Raw genomic sequence first — 17,407 nt, 5'->3', positions numbered from 1 at the left:
TTAACTAAGGAGGAGCTGCGTGCAACCGCCCTTGCGTGATCTTCCGTACCAGCCGCGCACCGTGCGTTTCCTTCGCCGGGCCGAGGTGGGTGACTGGGTGGTCAAGCTGTACACGATCGCACCGGACGGGCGGCCTGTCCGCGCGGAAGTCGCCGAGGCCGCCCTGCGTGCCGCCCGTGAGGTGCTCCCCGCGCCTGCCGTGACACCCGGCCGGTACGGTGTCGGGTTCGTCATCGCCCATGACGCGCCCCGGCTCTGCTACGCGCTGGCCTGCTGGTGGGCCGAGAAGAACGAGGTCCACCAGCGGATCCTGTCCGCACCGGCCGACCGGCCGGAGCACTTCGCGCCGCACCCGGGCGAGGCGGCCGGGTGCGTGTGGGAGCTGAGCGTCACCGACTTCGAGCGGCGCGCCTGGATCACGCACATCCTCGCCAACCCCGGCGGCCCGGACCTGGACACCTACCTCGCACAGGAGTACAACGACCATGTCTGAGACGAGCCGCCGTGAGTGCCTGGAACGCTTCGCGGACGCCTGGACCAGGCGCGACATCGGCGGACTGCTGGAGCTGATGACCGAGGACGCGGTCTACTCCGCGTCCGTCGGCCCCGAGCCGGGCCGCACCTTCCGCGGTCACGCCGAGCTGGCCGATGGCTTCCGCGCCATGTTCGAGCACGATGCCGGTGCGGTCATCGACCAGGGCGAGCCGCTCACGAACGGCGAATGGGCCGTACGCACCTGGACATACCACCTTGTCGCCGATGACGGCTCGCCATACCGCGAGTACGGCATCGACCTGTGGCGCTTCCGCGACGGGAAGATCTGCCTCAAGGACGCCTACAGGAAGACCCGCCCGTCACCCGTACTCACGCCCACGCCGGCCACGGGCTGCTCCGCCGCGCCCCCTGTGTCCCCTGTGTCCCCTGCGTCCCCCCAGGTCTACCGGTCCCTCCTGCGGGAACGCCTTGACGCGATCGTCGAAGCCGGAGCGGTCGGCGTGCTCGCCGAAGTCCGCCATGAGGGCCGGACCTACCGGCTGTCCAGCGGAAAGGCCGAACGCGGCGGGGCGGCTCCTCCGGCCGTGGACGGGCGGTTCCGCGCCTGGTCGATCACGAAGACCGTAACCGCGACCGGGATACTCAAGCTGGCCGCCGACGGGCGCCTCTCGCTGGAGGACACGGTGGAGACCCACCTGCCTGGACTCCTGCCGGACGGCGGCAAGGTCAAGGTACGGAACCTGCTGAATCACACCAGCGGCATAGCCGACTACGCGGACGGCCTGCCCTTCACACCGCAGCGGCTGCGCGCGACGGCCCCCGAACCGCGCGACCTGGTGGCGAGCGTCGCACCCCGGGGGCCGGCGTTCGCGCCGGGCAGCGAGCACGCCTACTCCAACACCAACTACGCCATCCTCGGCCTGATCATCGAGAAGGTCACCGGCCGGCCGTGGCGCACCTATCTGACCCATCAAGTGATCGTCCCCGCCGGGCTGGAACAGACCATCCTGCCGGGACAGGACATCGCCATCCCCGGCCCGCACGCTCACCACTACGCGACCTTCCCCGGCCACCGGGAGCCGCAGGACGTCACAGAGCTGAACCCGGCCGAGGCCGGACCGGCCGGAGAGATGATCTCCACCGCGGCCGACGTCAACACCCTGTACGCCGCACTGCTGTCCGGCCGCCTGCTGCCCGCCGAGCAGCTGACGCAGATGCTGAAGATCACCGACGACCGGCCCTACGGGCTGGGCGTCACCGGCAGGAAGACCTCCCGCGCGGGGCTGAGGTACGGGCACACCGGCTCGTTCCCCGGCTACCGGACGCAGGCGTGGTCCTCGCGCCAGGCCACCACCCAGGTGAGCATGTCGCTGAACCTCGCCGACACCAACCAGCTGGACGAACCGGTGGAGGAGTTCATCGAAGCCGTCTTCTGTCCCCAGAACTGACCACGACGGTGCGAGGCCCGCGCAGGGCGGTGCGATCAGCACTGGTTCTACGCCGATTTCGCCGGAGCTCTACGCGCAGGCGTGAGGCCCGTATCACTGACATCAAGTCTGTGCGACCCACTGACATCATCTCCGCGCGCAACACGTTCGGAGTAATCCCGCGCCGGGAGAGAACTGACATAGGAGGATGACAGGCATGGCCGACCTGTCATCCGGTGGGAATCCCGCGTTGGCGGGTGATTTCGAGGTCGCGTACGCGGCGCCGAACGAGAGCTCACCGAAAACGCGGACCTGTTCCAATGACCGTCCTGTGCCTGACGAGGGGCCCCAATGGGCACGCAATCCCTAGGCCCGCCCTCCCGGGACCACGAGGCGGCGGCGGTGGGAGCGAGACGGATCCCGCGAATCCTCCTGGTGATTTTTTTGACATGTCTGCTCGCAGGTGGCGACAGGGTGGAACCGCAGGTGAGGTACCACGTCGTGCAGGGCTTTCGAATCGGTTATCCGGCAGGCTGGCGAATCGATGTCGATCCCGGCCAACGCCTCCCGGTGGGTCTGACCGCGAAGCCGCCATGGTGGCCCTTCGGTTGGTGGGCTGAATACCAGGTGTCCCTGCTCCCGCACGCAGCCTCGTTGGAAGACGCAGTGGAGGAGCATCTCAAGTCCGCCCGAGACGCTTCCGATTTTGTGCTGGAAGGACGCGAGAAGGTGGTGGTGGGCGCCAGTGCGCCCGGCTACGTGCTGCGTAGTTTTTATATCGAATACGCCCCCGACATGGAGAGCTTCCCCACTGGCGAAACAGTTCTGCTCACCGTGACGGAACGTGGCCAACTGCTCAAGGTGCGCTATACCTGTGCGCGACAGCGATGCGGATTTGAAGAAGCCGCCATCCGCTCTGTCATGAAGTCGGTGGTGCCGACGTGAAGGCGCACCTGCCCGTCCTGTTTCATCCCCTCGCCGCGGAATCCCGGGAAGGCAGTACACCGAAAACGCAGAGTTACCCCGGACAGATGTGGCGGCGATCGTTCGGAACTACCTGACATCTCGCGGGTCAGACACTAGCCAGTACGACGACTACGCCCGGACAGGACACCCGCCCCCCTGCTGTACGCGGAGATGATGTCGGCGGGTGCGCGGACTTGTGGCCTCGCAGATCGCTACGGTGATCGGCCATGAGCCTGCCCCCGCCGCGCGCTTCGGCATCACGGGCGTCCTGTCGTACGGCGCGTACCAGGACGTCGATAGTGCTGGGCTCAGCTCGGCCGCCCGACCCCCTTGATGGCACGTTCCCACTGCTCGACGATGACCAAGACGCCCCTCACGGGCAGTAGGCGTGAAACCACGAGCGCAAGGAGCGGCAGCATGGACACCGGCTGGCAGACATACGTCGATGACAGCCTGATCGGCAGTGGCCACATCGACCAAGCGGGGATCTACAGCCTTACCGACGAGGTGTTCTATGCCCTCAGCCCTGGATTCGACCCGACACCCGAAGAGATGCGGGTAATCGTCGGCATCGTCACGGGCGACGAGGCCGTGAAGGACCGCGCGTTTGGCGACGGCCTTCACGTCGCCGGAAACAGGTACATCCTCACGAAAGCCGAAGACAGAAGCATCTACGCCAGATCCGGAAGGACCGGCATCACCGTCGCGAAGGCCAACAGGACCGTCATCGTGGGCCACCACCCCGAGACGGCGGTAGCGGGGAATGCCAACAGCACGGTCGAGAGTCTCGCCGACTACCTCACCGGCCAGGGCTACTGAGGGATCGGCAGACTGACGCCCCGCACGACCGGGCGCGTCTCCGACCTGCACGCCGAAGGGCCTACCCTCCTTCCCCGTTCGGGCCCTTCGGCTTGCCGTACGGCTACCAGCCGCCCACGTGCCGCATGCCGCCCATGTCGTGTCTGATCATGCCCCGAAGCCTGTCAGTGCCACGGGGCCGACGGCACCCCTCAGCCGCGGCCGACCTCCCCAAGCGGCAGCGACATCACGCACGGCGTCTCCAGCCTCACATTGCTGCCGGACTTCCGCTCCCTCAGGTGTCCTCCTGCGGAACATCAAAGGGGTCGTCGGCAGCGCTGTCCTCGACCAGACGCCTCTTTCCCTCAGAGGTCTTCTCCAGACGCCATCCGTCCGGCCACACATGAAGGCGGCAGACAGCTTCGATCTGCGGAGAGGCACGGTCTCCGAATCCAGCACCTTGACCCGTGACAACCCCCGTCATCGCAGGTCCGAACGGCGCAGCTCGGGGCCTCATCACTCGCCCGGTAGCGCTATTGGCTTTTCTACTGTTAGCCGAGGCGTCCCAGGTCAGAACGGGTTTGGCGGCTGGTGACACGTTGGTTGACGGCACCCCTGCCTGGAGGCCGGGACCACGCCGGCGGCGCGGTCATCGTGAGCGGCGGCCGGCGTTGCGCCGCAGGTGCTCCAGGCCGCCGGGGCAGGCCTCGCCGAGCGCGGCCGCGACGTCGGCCAGGCGGCGACACAGCTCCTCGTGGTGCAGTGCCGGCGGCCCAGCTCGCCTTCGCGTACCTGCTCGGCGAATTCAGCCGGCAGCGCCATCCACCCGGCCGCGGTCCTCGACGCGGCCGGTACGCCCTGCTCGGCGCCGGACGGCGCGATCGGCGAGGGGAACCGGGCGGGTCTGCACGACGGCCTGGCGGAGGATCCGGGCGGCGGCGTCCTTGTCCCGCGAAGTTTTGCTCATGTCCTTGGGCATACCCCGACGCGGAAGGGGCGGCGGTGACAGGCCTGGTCAGCCCTAGTCAGCCCTGATCAGCCCTGGTCAGCCCTGTCCCGCCAAAGGGACGGTCGTGCGGAGCGCGACGTCGTAGCTGCGCGCGCCGCAGAACGCCCCGGTGGCCTCGGCCAGCCCGTCGAGCACCGTGACCGCCTGCGCCCGGGTCGCGGCGTCCAGGTTGCGGGCGAGCGTCACATGCGGGAGCCACCGTCCCGGCGCGTGCAGCGGGTTGCCGCCGCAGGAGCCGCCCAGCACCCGCCACACCCCCGCGTGTACGGCCAGCAGCCGGGCCTGCGGCACCACGCCCCAGGCGAGCACCCGCGCCCGGCCGGCGAACAGCAGCAGCGGCCCCAGCCTGACCGGCACCGGCAGGTCACCGAAGGCCTCGGCGAACGCGGCCGGCGCGTCGGGCGGCAGCCGTTCGCAGACCGCCAGCGTCAGATGGGGGCGGTTGGTCGGGTGCGGGTGCCGGGCCTGGCTGGGCAGTCCCTCGGCCGCCAGCCGGTCCCAGGCCGCGCGCACCGCCGAGTCGAGCATGTCGTCACAGGTCAGCTCGATGGTGTGCATCAGGCAACGGTAACGGGTGCGCTGTGTCCGGCTGCGGATCTCCTCCATGCCAGGACGGTGAGGAGGGCGTGGTCCTGGTCGGGCACGAGCACGCGTCGGGTGGCCGTCAGGGGTGTCTTCCAGGAGAGTCGAGGGTGTCCCCGGCGGCTGCGGTGGGCTCAATCTCGGACCGGGCCGCTGTGCCGAGCCGCCAGGCCACCACGCGGGGCACCGGGTCGTCCGGGGCGGCTCCGGTCTCCTCGGCGAGCACGGCGGCGAGCGCGCCGGTCATCTGCCGGCCGAGGTCCTCCAGCCGCGCGGTGAGCCTGGGGGCGGCCCACATCATCTCGAAGACGCGGCCGGATCCGTCGGGCAGCCCCGGCCTGCGGTCGCGGCTGTGGGCCTCGTCGCGCAGATGGACCGGCACCGCCCGCACAGCGGGCTCACCGGGCGGGTGGTGCCGCCCGGCCCCGTCGAACTTGTCGAGCCCGAGCCCGAGCCCGAACCCGATCTCGAGCCGTCGAGGCCGGCCCGTGCCGTCGAGTCGTCTCATGCCGGGCGTTGCACCACGATCTCGTGCCCGCGCAGCGGTGCCGTACAGGCGTCGCACGTCAGCTGGATCTGGAAGTCACGCCCGCACGCCCGGTGGGTGTAGACCAGGGCGGGTCCCTCGGCCGCCCGGAACCACCGCTGTCCCCAGTCGATGCCGGTCATCGTGACGGGGAAGAAGGCGCGGCCCTTCTCCGTGAGGTGGTAGCTGAGCCAGTCCGGCCGTTCGGCGCCGGGCACCTGCTCGAAGACGCCCAGCTCGCAGAAGACCCGGAGCCGGTCGGCGATGATGGTGGGCGGGGCGCCCAGGTGCCGCTCGAAGTCGCGGAAGCGGTGCAGTCCCTGGAAGGCGGCTCCCAGGATCGCCGCCGACCAGCGGTTGCCGACCAGCGCCATCGTCTCGGGGAACATGCCCGCGCCGCCGTCGGCGGTGGAGCCGGAGCGGCGCCGGGTCGTGGCGGCGGGCACCGAGCGTTCCCAGGTGCCGCTCGGCCCGAAACCGCCGACGACGTCGCGGGGCCGTACGGAACGCGAGCAGGCGGCGCAGGTGAGGACGGGCAGGAACTCCCGGCCGCAGCGCCGGTGGACCATCCTGGGCAGCGACTCCTGGTGCTCGGGCACCCAGCGCGACTCCCACGCCCACACCGACAGCAGCATCGGCCACAGGTCCCGTCCCCGCTTGGTCAGCCGGTACTCGAACCGTTTGGCCCTGCTCTGGTACTCGACCCGCTCGAAGACGCTCATCTCGGTGAGGAACGCCAGCCTCCGGGTCAGTACGGCGTGCGAGATGGGCAGCTCCTGCCGCCATTCCCCGTAGCGGCGCACCCCGAGCAGCGCGTAGCGCAGGATCAGCAGGTTCCACTCGTCGCCGATCAGCCCCAGGGTGAGGCCGACCGCGTTGGTGTGCCCCGGGGGAAGCTGCGTGGGGCGGTCCACGGGGTGCACGAGCACGCGCGTCTCCTGTAGGCCACGGTCCCGGGTGCCCTTCGCCGCCGCGTCCCCTCCCGGGGTTCCGGGACCGGGAACGGCGGCCTTCGCCCGCGACGCGACGGGACCACCGGCGACCACGGCCCCCGCCACGGCGAGACCGGTGACCTTCATCCCCGCCAGGGCAGGACCGGGAGGCTCCTTCCCCGCCACAGCGAGATCGATGACCTCCGTCCCCATCGCAGCGAGACCGATGAGCTCCGACCCCATCACAGCGGGGCCGATGAACTCCGGCCCCTCCGCGTCGCGACCGGCGGGGGCGCCAGAGGCATCGGGTGCGCCAGGGGCGTCGGGGGCACCGGGGGCGTCGGCCCTCGCGGCCACGCGGCCGGAGGCGTCCGCGCCGGGGGAACCGGCGACACCGCTCCCCACTCTCGCGGGCCGGGGCACGCCGGTCACAGTCTCAGGGCGTGGGCCGGTGACTCGGCGTCACGCCAGCCGGGGATCGAGTCGCCCGCCGCCCAGGTGGCGTGCGTGCCGCTGGAGACGCGCTCGGGAAGCCTCAGCCTGGCCAGCGGACCGTCGGCCACCCTCGCCGCGTCGAAGATCAGGCACTCGGAACGATCTTCGTTCATATCGGTGGTCAGCGTAACAAGGTAACCGTCGTCCTCGGCGGTGGATCCCGTACGCGGGGCCATCGCGGGCTCGCTGCCGTACACCCCGGCGGGCAGGCCGAAGCGCTCCTCCTGGCCGGTGAGCAGGTCGTGGCGGACCAGCCCGTCGAACAGGAACCACCCCTCCAGCCCGGTGGCCGCGTAGGCGTAGCGGTAGCGGCGCCCGCCGTAGGCGTTGTTGAGCACGCCGAACTCGGTGATGGAGTCGGTCAGCCGTTCCTCCTCGCATCGCCCGGTGACCAGGTTCAGCCGCCAGCGGTGCAGCCGGGTCTGCATGCGGTCGAGCGCGAGGAAGCGGAACATCCGCTGGTAGGCGCCACCTTCGCCGGTGTCCTTGGGCTCGGGGTCGCCCTGGAAGAAGCCGTCCAGGACGATCTCGTCGCCCTCCTCGTACGCGTTGACCCAGTGCAGCACGTAGGTGGGGTCGGCCTCGAACCACTGGATCGGCCGGGGGCCGCCGCGCCGGGGAACGACGGCCAGCCGGGTCGGCAGCTCGGGGTGGAACCTGGCGGCGTACCGCCCCCTGGCCAGCAGCTCGGGCTCCCAGAACATGGGGCAGTCGTTGAGGATGGCGTAGTTCTCGGTGAAGGCCATGTCGTGCGGCAGTCGCGGCCCGGGGAGCGGGACCTCCACGTAGTGGCTGAGCCGGTCGTCGGCCCCGACCACGCCGTAGTGCATGTACGGCTCGGTGGTGCCGTAGTTGAAGAAGAGCAGCTCCCCGGTGTGCGGGTCGACCTTCGTGTGCGCCGAGACCCCCAGGTCGTGGGGGAAGGCCCCGCCCCACTCGGCCTTGCCGAGCGTCTCCAGGGTGAGCGGGTCGAGCCGGTAGAGGTCGCCGCACTGGTAGAAGCTGGTGAGCGCGACCCCCGCGTGCACGACGACGTCGGTGCTGGAGGCGTCCTTCATCCGCCCCCTGGCTCCCCAGCCGTCCTGGCGCGGGGAACCGGCGGGCCGCTCGGCGATCCCGGCCCAGAGCGGTCCGCCCGCCTCCCGCTCGGCGAGCAGTCCGTCGGTGCGGACGAAGCGGTTGCGGTAGAAGGCCTTTCCGTCGCGGAACCCGACGACGTGGACCATGCCGTCGCCGTCGAAGGGGTGGTAGCGCTCCAGCGCGGGATGCACCGGGTTCTCGGTGTTGCGCAGGTAGACCCCGTCGAGGTCGGCGGGAATCTCCCCCTCGACGACCTGGAGGTCCTCGGCGCGCCACTCGGTGGTCTGCGGCCGCCACGGACCCGTCCGGTACGGGTGGTCGTCGTCCTGGGGCAGGGTCGAGAGCACGCGCCCGACGACTTCGACGTCCATTGGCCTTCTCCTCGTGTGCCTGGACCGCGCGGGCCCTCGTACGACCGGACCTCGCGGGCCCTCGTGGGCCCTCGTACGACCGGACCGCGCGGGGAATGCCCGCTCACTTCACCCGGCCACGCCCGGCCCGGCTCACTTCAACCGGCCCGCTTCGCCCGGCCACGCTCGGCCTGGCTCACTTCAACCGGTCCGCTTCGCCCGGTTCACTTCGCCCGGCCATGCCCGGCCCAGTCTGCCCGGATCCGGCTCGCCTCACCCGACCGGCCCGTTCCACCCGGGCCTATTCGGCTCCGACGACGAAACTGACGGTCGTGGTGGTGCTGCCGCCGATGTTGAGCGTGCCGAACCTGCGCGCCCCCTCGACCTGGTGGTCACCGGCCCGGCCGGTGACCTGGCGGGCGGCGTCGAGGAGCATCCGTACCCCGGTGGCGCCGACCGGGTGGCCGCCGCCGATGAGACCGCCGCCCGGGTTGACGGGGATGCGCCCGCCGATCTCCAGGTCGCCGTTCTCGATGGCCTTCCAGCTCTCACCGGGGCCGGTGATGCCGAAGTGGTCGATCGCGGCGTACTCCGACATGGTGAAGCAGTCGTGCGTCTCGATGCCGTCGAGGTCGTCGACGCCGCCGACGCCCGCGCGGGAGAACGCGTCGAGCACAGCGTTGCGCACGTGCGGCAGCGCGTACGGCTCGTCGCGGCTGCGCTCCAGCTTCATCGCCAGCGGGAGCCCGACGGTCCGGTGTCCCCAGCCGAGCACCCGCGCGAGGCGGCCCTGGCGCGCGAGTCCGGGGTGGCGGGACAGGAAGCGCTCCCCGACCAGCACCACCCCGGCGCCGCCGTCGGTGATCTGGCTGCAGTCCGTACGCCGCAGCCTGCCCTCCACCACCGGGTTGGCCTCGTCGTCGGCGGTGAAGCTGGCCTCGGTGAACGTCCATCCGCGCGTCTGCGCGTTGGGGTTGGCCCTGGCGTTGCGGAAATTGAGCTCGGCGACGGCCCGCAGGTGGGCGTCGTCGAGGCCGTAGCGACGGTCGTACTCGTCGGCGAGGGCGCTGAACATGTGGGGCCACACGAACTTCGCGTCCTGCCCCTCGTGGCCCACCCACGCGGCGGCGCCGAGGTGCCCGGCGGCGAGGTCGCCGGGCACGGTGCGCTCCAGCTCCAGGCCGAGGACGAGGGCGCAGTCGTAGCGTCCGGACTCGATGTCGGCCATGGCGGCCAGCGCGGCGACGCCCCCGGAGGCGCAGGCCGCCTCGTGCCTGGCCGCGGGGACCTCCCACAGCTCGGGCTCGACGGTGGCGGGCATGCCGCCCAGCTGTCCCTGCCCGGTGAAGAGCTGGCCGAAGGCGTTGCCGACGTGGATGACGTCCACGTCGGAGGGGGCGAGACCGGCGTCGTCGAGGGTGCCGCGCACGACCTCGCCGGTGAGCTCGGCGAACCCCTGACCGGCCCTCGACCAGTTGCGGGCGAAGTCGCTCTGGTGGCCGCCCAGGATCCATACCGCGTCCGGCATCGCGCGCCTCCTCGCTGAGATCCCTCTGCCGTCCGCTTCTTACTACAACAAGAAGAGTATGTCGTCAACGCGCCCCGGAGCGTTCCTCCAGGTCCGTACGGAAAAACCGCCCGAGGACCGAGTCGGCAGGGCGCGGGCGTCTCAGACGGAGGGCGGCAGGGCCGACAGCATGTCGAAGCGGCGGTCGCCCTCGTACAGGGGCGTCTGCGCCAGGAGGCTCTGCGTCTGCAGGGGCGTCGAGAGGGACGCGGGCAGCGGGTCGTACAGGGGTGTGGGGGTCGGCAGGGGCGGGGGTGCGGAGCTGAGCGACCTGTTCCCGCTCTCGTAGAGGACGGCGTACAGCCCGCTGATCAGGCGCCGCACGTCCCGCTCCGGCCGGACCGCCAGGCGCATGAACTGGCTGGTCATGCCGAGCTTGTTGCCGCACTCGCGGACGAACAGGTTGTGCTCGTCGAGCAGCTGGTCGCGCAGGGCGGCGCCGTCCCTGCCCCCGGGGAGCCGTACCAGCAGGAAGTTGCCCTGGGAGGGGAAGACGGTGAGACCGGGGACCCGGGTCAGCTGGTAGCGCATCGACTCGCGGTCCAGGGCGAGCAGCCGGAGGCTGTCCAGGTACTCGGACATGTGCTGGCGGATCATGAAGACCACGGTCTCGGCGAAAGAGTTCAGGTTCCACTTGGGCAGGGCGCGCCGCACCCTGTCCGCCAGCGCGGGGTTGGCCACCATGTAGCCGAAACGGATGCCGTGCAGCCCGAAGTTCTTGCCGAGGCTCTTCAGCACCACCACGTTGGGCCGGATGGCGGCCTCGTTCGCGACGCTCGGGTACGGCTCGGCGTCGACGAAGTCGATGAACGACTCGTCCACCACGACCAGGTCGAGGTCGACGAGCCGGTCGAGCAGGGCGATGACCTCGTGGCGGCGCAGGTAGCCCCCGTCGGGATTGTTCGGGTTGCAGATCACCGCCACCCGGGAGCCGCGGTGCCGGACGAAGTTGACGTAGGCGTCCACGTCCAGCGCGAACCCCTGGTTCTCCGGCAGCGGATACATGTCCACGCGCTTGCCGGTCTCCATCGGCTGGTCGGTCCAGCGGCCGAACGTGGGGATCGGGACGGCCAGGCTCTCCCTGACCATCAGGTGGTCGATCCAGGTGATCAGCTCCGTCGACCCGTTGCCCATCACCACGGTCTGCGGGTTCAGGCCCAGCACCCCGCACAGCTCGGCGGTGATCGTGTCGGCGTCGCTGGGGTGGAACTTCAGGATCGTGCCGAGGTTCTGCTCCAGGACGCCGAAGACCTCGGGCGTCGGGAAGTACGGGTTGCAGGGGACGCAGAAGTCGACCAGCTCCTCCCCCTGCTCCGGTTGCTCCGGCGCGGCCCGCATGAGCGAGAAGTACGACGGGCTGTGCGCGGCGGTGCGCACTCGGCTGCGATCGGTGGGACCGGCCAACGGGGCCTCCTGACGGACGTTCACGCCTCTGACACCCCCAGCTACGCACCTGGGTACGGGCCGGTTCAGCGGGGTCCGCGCGGGCGGTCGCCGTCCACCCCGTCCCCGGTCCGGCCCGGCCCTTCGGACGGCTCCCGCGCCGGGGCCGGGGTGGCGTGCGACTACACCAGGGCCGGGGCGGTGTGCGGCGCCGATCCGCGCAGCCGGGCGGCGTCCTCGCTCGGCGGCGCGCCGAACTGGCGGCGGTACTCGCGGCTGAACTGGGACGGGCTGTCGTAGCCGACGCGGTAGCCGACCCCGGTGACGTCGTGGGGATGCGTGGCGAGCAGCAGCCGGGCCTCCTGCAACCGGATCTGCTTCTGGAACTGGATGGGGCTCATCGCGGTGACCGCCTGGAAGTTGCGGTAGAAGGCGGACACGCTCATCCCGGACAGCTGCGCCACGTCCTCCACCCGGAAGGACTGCGCGTAGTGGTCACGGATCCACCGGACCGCCCGCGCGACGTGGGTGAGGTTGCTGTCGGCGAGGCCGAGCTGGCGTACGACGGCGCCCTGCTCGCCTGTGACGAGCCGCCAGAGGATCTCCCGCTTGACCAGCGGCGCGAGCACCGCCACGTCGCGGGGCCGGTCGAGCAGGCGCAGCAGCCGGATCACCGCGTCGACGAGCGCGCCGGGCGCGTCGCTGACGGCCATGCCGGACGGCGTGCCGCCACCGGGCGGGAGGTCGCCGGGGGCCGCCTGCAGCAACAGCTCGGCGACGGTGGCCGGGTGCAGGATCAGGCCGAAGCCCATCGCCGGCCGCTCGGGGCTCGCCTCGGTGAAGTGGCCGGTGATCGGCATGTCGACCGAGGCGACGAGATACTGCCCGGCCCGGTACTCGTACACGCGGTCGCCCAGCGCGATCCGTTTCGCGCCCTGCGCGATGAGTGCCAGCACCGTACCCGACATCGACGGCGACGGCGGATCCGGGTGCTCGACCTTCGAGACCAGGACGCCGTCGATGTCGGTGGTCATGTCGGGCCGGGCATGGCGGGCGAGCAGGGAACGCAGCTCATCGAGGTCCATGACCCGATTGAAGCACAAGCCCGATAATTCCCACAGCGATAGGATCAGGCAAGAGATCGGGAGCATCATTCTAACGTTTCCGCTGGTCATGATGATTGCATGGGCTTATCGGAATCCCAGGAGCGCACAAGTGCTCCACGAATGAGGAGATGCCCCCATGACCGCCGACCACAGCTTCCACGGTTTCCACGGTTTCCACGCCACCATGACCGCGCGCCCCGGCAAGGGTGACGAGCTGGTCGCGTTCCTGCTCGACGCGCCGTCCCTGTCGAACGAGGACTGCGTCGTCTTCCTGGTCAGCCGCTCGGCCGGAGACCCGGACATCGTCTCCGTCACCGAGGGCTGGACCAGCGAGGAGGCCCACGGCAGGTTCTTCGCGACCGAGGAGGCGCGGGCGCTGGTCGCGAAGCTCCAGCCGCTGCTCGCCGGAGAGTCCCGGTACACCGACGAGGTGCCGGTCGGCGGCAAGGCCGCCTTCTGAAAACCCCGCCAGCCCCCGGGCGGCCTCGCCGAACCCAACAAACCCCGGCCGACCTCGCTGAACCCCAGCGAACCCCAGCGAACCCCAGCGAACCCCAGCGAGAAGAGCACACCATGGCAAAGGACCTCACCGTGACACCGGCACGCCCCGACCTCGACCCCGAGCTGCGCGCTCTCCTCGCGGAGATGCCGCTCATGTCAGAGCTCAACCCCGAGGTGCTCGCCCAGCTGCGCCGATACCCCTCGACGCCGATCGACACCCTCCTCGACGGCCGCGCCGTCGACCGCAGGGAGCTCACCATCCCCGTCCCGGACGGCACGCGGCTCCCGCTGTCGGTCCTCAGCCCCGCCGGTACGGATCGCACCACGGCCGCACCGTGCGTCTACTGGATCCACGGTGGCGGGATGGTCATGGGAGACCGCTTCTCGCAGATCGACATCCCCCTGGACTGGCTCGACCTGCTCGGCGCCGTCGTGATCTCCGTGGACTACCGGCTGGCGCCGGAGGCGGGCGGCACAACGCTGGTCGAGGACTGCTACCACGGCCTGCTCTGGGTCGCCCAGCACGCCGGCGAGCTGGGCATCGACCCCGCCCGCATCGTCGTCGCGGGGGCCAGCGCCGGTGGTGGCCTCGCCGCCGGAGTCACGCTGATGGCACGCGACCTCGGCGCTCCGGCGATCGCCGCCCAGGTGCTGATCTGCCCCATGCTCGACCACCGCAACATCACCACCTCCAGCCGTCAGTACTCCGGCGGGGAAGGCGTCTGGACCCGAGAGATGAACGAGTTCGGATGGCGATCGGTCCTCGGTGACCTAGGCGACCTCGCCGGTCGGGACGTGCCCGGCTACGTCTCCCCCTCGGTGGCCGGTGACCTCTCGGGCCTGCCGACCACCTACATCGACGCCGGCACGGCCGAGGTCTTCCGCGACGAGGACGTCGACTACGCCACCAGGATCTGGGCGGCGGGCGGCCAGGCGGAACTCCACGTCTGGGCGGGAGGCTTCCACGGGTTCGACGCGCTGTACCCGCAGGCCCGCGTCTCGGCCACGGCCCGCCGGACGCGCGGCGACTGGCTCACCCGAGTCCTGAACTCGGCGGCCTGAACCCGGCGGCCTGAACACACCACGCGTCCTCAACACACCACAGGTCCTGAACGCAGCGGCCCGAACATGCCACGCGTCCTGAACGCAGTGGCCTGAACACACCCCGGGCCCCGAACCCGGCGACTCGAACACACCGAACGGCTCGAACACACCAGGGGCCCTGAGCCCGACGGCTTGACCACACGAAACCCGGCACCGCCGAGCGGTGCCGTTCCACGAACGAACAGGAGAGTCCAATCATGCAGGTCGCCATTGTCACCGGTGCCAGCTCCGGTATCGGGCAGAGCGCCGCCATCCAGATCGCCAGGCGCGGAACGGGAGTGATCCTCACCTATCACGGCAACGAGCCCGGAGCGTTGGACACGGTGGCGACGATCGAGAAGGACGGCGGCACGGCCGTCGCGCTGCCGCTCGCCGTCGGCCGCTCGGAGACGTTCCCGGCCTTCCGCGAGTCCGTCGCCGGAGCGCTGCGCGACACCTGGCGGCGGGACACCTTCGACTTCCTGGTCAACAACGCCGGGTTCGGCCACATGGCGATGTTCGAGGACACGACCGAGGAAACGTTCGACACGCTCATGCGGGTGCTGCTCAAAGGCCCGTACTTCCTGACCCAGACCCTGCTGCCGTTGCTGGCCGACGGCGGCGCGATCGTCAACACCGCGAGCAGCGCGGCCACGTTCTCCGGCATGGAGCCCGGCTACTCCGCCTACGGCACCATGAAGGGCGGCCTGGTCGTGCTGACCCGCTATCTGGCCAAGGAGTTCAGCGCGCGCGGTATCCGCGTCAACTCCGTCTCTCCCGGCTCCACCCGCACCCGCATCGCCGACAACGCGTTCGAACGCTATCCCGAGGTGATCCCCGCGATCGCGGCCAGGACCGCCCTCGGACGCCTCGGCGAACCCGACGACATCGGCATGGTGATCGCGGCACTGCTGGCCGAGGAATGCCGCTGGATAACCGCCCAGGACATCGAGGTCTCCGGCGGCTACAACCTCTGACCACCCGGTCCCGGCCGACACGGCGTGTCCTCACCGGCCACGACCGTGTACCGGGTGCGAGCCGGGTCCTTCACGGCGTCGCGTCTCCTCGCGGACCGTGGTCAGAACGTGGCGATCGGGTTGACCGGGCTGCCGGACGTGCCGGCGAGGCGGACCGGCGCGACCGCGAGCTGGAAGTCCCACTGGCCGAGCTCGTCGGCCGTCGCCGCGCACGCCTCCAGGTCGCAGTTGTCGAGCAGCCACAGACCCATGGCGACGAGGCTCACGGCGTGAACCGGCATCAACACGTCTTCGTACCCCGAGGGCTGAACGTCCTGGGGGGTGTCGGCGCCGATCAGAGCGACCCCCCGTTCGCGCAGCCACGGCAGGCAGGACGCGTGCCAGCCGGCCTGCTTGAAACCGCCGGCGTCACCGGCCTCGTGCCGGAGGCGGCCGTAGCCGGTCCGCAGGAGGACCGCGTCGCCGGGTCGCACCCGCACCCCCTGTCGGCGCTCGGCTTCCTCGAGGTCGTCGGGAAACACCCCCTGCCCCGGCTCCAGCCACGGCACGTCGCGGACCTTCGCGATGTCCAGCAGGACCCCACGCGTGACGATCCCGTTCGCCGCCGCCGTGACGGCCGCCCACCCCGATCCCGTCTCGGCGTCGACCAGCGAGTGCGGCCGCCCGTTGTACATCGTGCCGTCCCAGAAGAGGTGGCACGGCGAGTCGACGTGGGTGACGGTGTTGCCGTGGAAGGTGATGCCGAGCCGCTCGGACGAGAAGCCCCAGCGCCGGTCGTTGTGGAATGCCGCCACCGGCATGTTCTCGGCCCCCGGCATGTCGGCGGCGCACGGGCACGTCGTCGTCGACCGCTCCATCTCCGCCGGTACGGCGACCTCCCACGCGCACGACACGCTCCTGCCGTGGCGCACGGCCCGTGCCGCCGCCAGCCGGACGTCGTCGGTGATGTGGTTCAGGGTGCCGAGCTCGTCGTCGTCGCCCCACCGCCCCCAGTTGGACAGCGTGTCGAAGTATCCGAGCACGTCGTCCTGTGTGGGCATCGGCCGCCCTGCCGTCATCCCAGCATCGACTCCTCCGGTCACGTGGTTCGGGAACCGCAGGCAGGATATCCCTCCCACTCCCCCGACATGACCTCGCCGGGGCCGGGGCGACGGTGGGGGCGACCTCGACCCGAGCCGGATCACCCGGATCACCCGGATCGCCGCCGCGGCCCTCGTCCCGCTTCGGCCCTCGTCCCGCTTCGGCCGGAGTACGGACGGACCGCGCGAGGCGATCACGCACCGCCATGAGCGGTTACCGGGAAAGGTCGAGTGACTTGAAGGCACGCACCTGTTCGGTGATGGCGCGTTCCGTCGGCAGGCGTTCCACCGACGACGCGCCGAAGAAGCCCGCCACGCCCTCCGTACGGGACAGCACGTGGGCCGCGTCCTCCGGCTCCGCGATGGGACCGCCGTGGCAGAGGACGAGGATGTCGGGCCGGATGGACACCGCGGCGTCGCGCATCGCCTGGACCCGTTCGACCGCCTCGTCCAGGGAGAGCGCGGTTCCGGCGCCGATGCTGCCCTTGGTGGTGAGGCCGACGTGCGGGACGAGAACGTCGGCGCCCGCCTCGGCCATGGCCCGCGCCTGGTCCGGGTCGAAGACGTAGGGGGCGGTGACCAGGTCGCGCTCGCGCGCCAGCCCGACCATCTCGACCTCCAGGTCGTAGCCCATCCCGGTCTCCTCCAGGTTCTGCCGGAAGACCCCGTCGTACAGGCCGACGGTCGGGAAGTTCTGCACCCCGGCGAAGCCCATGGCCGCGAGCTGGTCGAGGAACCTGGGCATCAGCCGGAACGGGTCGGTGCCGCACACCCCGGCGAGCACCGGGGTGTCCCTGACGACGGGAAGCACCTCGGCCGCCATCTCCACGACGATCTGGTTGGCGTCGCCGTACGGCAGCAGCCCGGCGAGCGAGCCCCGGCCCGCCATCCGGTAGCGGCCGGAGTTGTAGATGATGATCAGGTCGACGCCGCCCTCCTCGGCACACTTGGCGGACAGCCCGGTACCGGCGCCCGCGCCGATGACCGGCCGCCCCTCGGCGACGGTACGGCGCAGCCTGGCGAGGACGTCCTCCCGGTTCACCCGGCACCT

At 70.7% G+C, this 17,407-nt stretch carries 17 protein-coding genes; 7 read left to right on the top strand and 10 right to left on the bottom strand.

The features are described from left to right. Positions 1-19 precede the first annotated feature (19 nt). From ABT053_RS24715 to ABT053_RS24700, 4 genes are all read left to right on the top strand, one after another. Entirely contained in the window at positions 20-493 is a 474-nt protein-coding gene (locus ABT053_RS24715; RefSeq protein WP_350971707.1) for a hypothetical protein, read from the top strand. Then, on the top strand, positions 486-1,943 hold the full coding sequence (locus ABT053_RS24710; protein WP_350971705.1) for a serine hydrolase: 1,458 nt from the start codon (positions 486-488) through the stop codon (positions 1,941-1,943). Before ABT053_RS24715 ends, ABT053_RS24710 begins: the two co-directional genes overlap by 8 nt. 453 nt (positions 1,944-2,396) lie before the next feature. Beyond that, on the top strand, positions 2,397-2,867 hold the full coding sequence (locus ABT053_RS24705) for a hypothetical protein (RefSeq protein WP_350971704.1): 471 nt from the start codon (positions 2,397-2,399) through the stop codon (positions 2,865-2,867). 438 nt (positions 2,868-3,305) lie between these two features. Next, positions 3,306-3,707, top strand: coding sequence for a profilin (locus ABT053_RS24700; protein WP_350971703.1), 402 nt, complete (start codon positions 3,306-3,308; stop codon positions 3,705-3,707). 784 nt (positions 3,708-4,491) lie between these two features. Here ABT053_RS24700 and ABT053_RS24695 read toward each other — a convergent pair. The 8 genes from ABT053_RS24695 to ABT053_RS24660 form a co-directional block, all read right to left on the bottom strand. Next, on the bottom strand, positions 4,492-4,653 hold the full coding sequence (locus tag ABT053_RS24695) for a hypothetical protein (RefSeq protein ID WP_350971702.1): 162 nt from the start codon (positions 4,651-4,653) through the stop codon (positions 4,492-4,494). 78 nt (positions 4,654-4,731) lie between these two features. Next, entirely contained in the window at positions 4,732-5,253 is a 522-nt protein-coding gene (locus ABT053_RS24690) for a 2'-5' RNA ligase family protein (RefSeq protein WP_350971701.1), read from the bottom strand. A gap of 106 nt (positions 5,254-5,359) precedes the next feature. Next, positions 5,360-5,785, bottom strand: a complete 426-nt coding sequence (locus ABT053_RS24685) for an acyl-CoA-like ligand-binding transcription factor (protein WP_350971700.1) — start codon at positions 5,783-5,785, stop codon at positions 5,360-5,362. Beyond that, positions 5,782-6,882, bottom strand: a complete 1,101-nt coding sequence (locus tag ABT053_RS24680; protein WP_350971699.1) for a winged helix-turn-helix transcriptional regulator — start codon at positions 6,880-6,882, stop codon at positions 5,782-5,784. The genes ABT053_RS24685 and ABT053_RS24680 overlap by 4 nt, the downstream gene beginning before the upstream one ends. A gap of 281 nt (positions 6,883-7,163) precedes the next feature. Beyond that, complete coding sequence (locus tag ABT053_RS24675) at positions 7,164-8,681, bottom strand: carotenoid oxygenase family protein (protein ID WP_350971698.1); 1,518 nt, start codon at positions 8,679-8,681, stop codon at positions 7,164-7,166. A 280-nt stretch (positions 8,682-8,961) separates the two neighbouring features. Next, positions 8,962-10,188, bottom strand: a complete 1,227-nt coding sequence (locus ABT053_RS24670; protein ID WP_350971697.1) for an acetyl-CoA acetyltransferase — start codon at positions 10,186-10,188, stop codon at positions 8,962-8,964. A gap of 141 nt (positions 10,189-10,329) precedes the next feature. Next, positions 10,330-11,631 (bottom strand): pyridoxal phosphate-dependent aminotransferase, encoded by a 1,302-nt coding sequence (locus ABT053_RS24665; protein ID WP_350971695.1) that lies wholly within the window; start codon positions 11,629-11,631, stop codon positions 10,330-10,332. A 161-nt stretch (positions 11,632-11,792) separates the two neighbouring features. Beyond that, a complete protein-coding gene (locus ABT053_RS24660; protein ID WP_350971693.1) occupies positions 11,793-12,695 on the bottom strand; it encodes an AraC family transcriptional regulator in 903 nt (300 codons plus the stop codon). Between the two features lie 157 nt (positions 12,696-12,852). On the opposite strand from ABT053_RS24660, the gene ABT053_RS24655 reads away from it, so the two are divergent. From ABT053_RS24655 to ABT053_RS24645, 3 genes are all read left to right on the top strand, one after another. Then, entirely contained in the window at positions 12,853-13,176 is a 324-nt protein-coding gene (locus tag ABT053_RS24655) for a putative quinol monooxygenase (RefSeq protein ID WP_350971691.1), read from the top strand. Between the two features lie 113 nt (positions 13,177-13,289). Next, complete coding sequence (locus ABT053_RS24650; protein WP_350971689.1) at positions 13,290-14,279, top strand: alpha/beta hydrolase; 990 nt, start codon at positions 13,290-13,292, stop codon at positions 14,277-14,279. Between the two features lie 239 nt (positions 14,280-14,518). Then, positions 14,519-15,277, top strand: coding sequence for an SDR family NAD(P)-dependent oxidoreductase (locus ABT053_RS24645; RefSeq protein ID WP_350971687.1), 759 nt, complete (start codon positions 14,519-14,521; stop codon positions 15,275-15,277). A 101-nt stretch (positions 15,278-15,378) separates the two neighbouring features. Here ABT053_RS24645 and ABT053_RS24640 read toward each other — a convergent pair whose 3' ends face one another. Both ABT053_RS24640 and ABT053_RS24635 read right to left on the bottom strand, forming a co-directional pair. Next, positions 15,379-16,317 carry a cyclase family protein gene (locus ABT053_RS24640; protein WP_350971685.1) on the bottom strand — a complete coding sequence of 313 codons (939 nt, stop codon included), beginning with the start codon at positions 16,315-16,317 and terminating at the stop codon, positions 15,379-15,381. 253 nt (positions 16,318-16,570) lie between these two features. Further along, on the bottom strand, positions 16,571-17,398 hold the full coding sequence (locus ABT053_RS24635; protein ID WP_350971683.1) for a phosphoenolpyruvate hydrolase family protein: 828 nt from the start codon (positions 17,396-17,398) through the stop codon (positions 16,571-16,573). Between the last annotated feature and the right edge of the window lie 9 nt (positions 17,399-17,407).

Source organism: Streptosporangium sp. NPDC002524 (assembly GCF_040295985.1).
Lineage (GTDB): Bacteria > Actinomycetota > Actinomycetes > Streptosporangiales > Streptosporangiaceae > Streptosporangium.
Note: the sequence above shows the minus strand (reverse complement) of the source record. Positions and strands in the feature narration are given on the sequence as shown.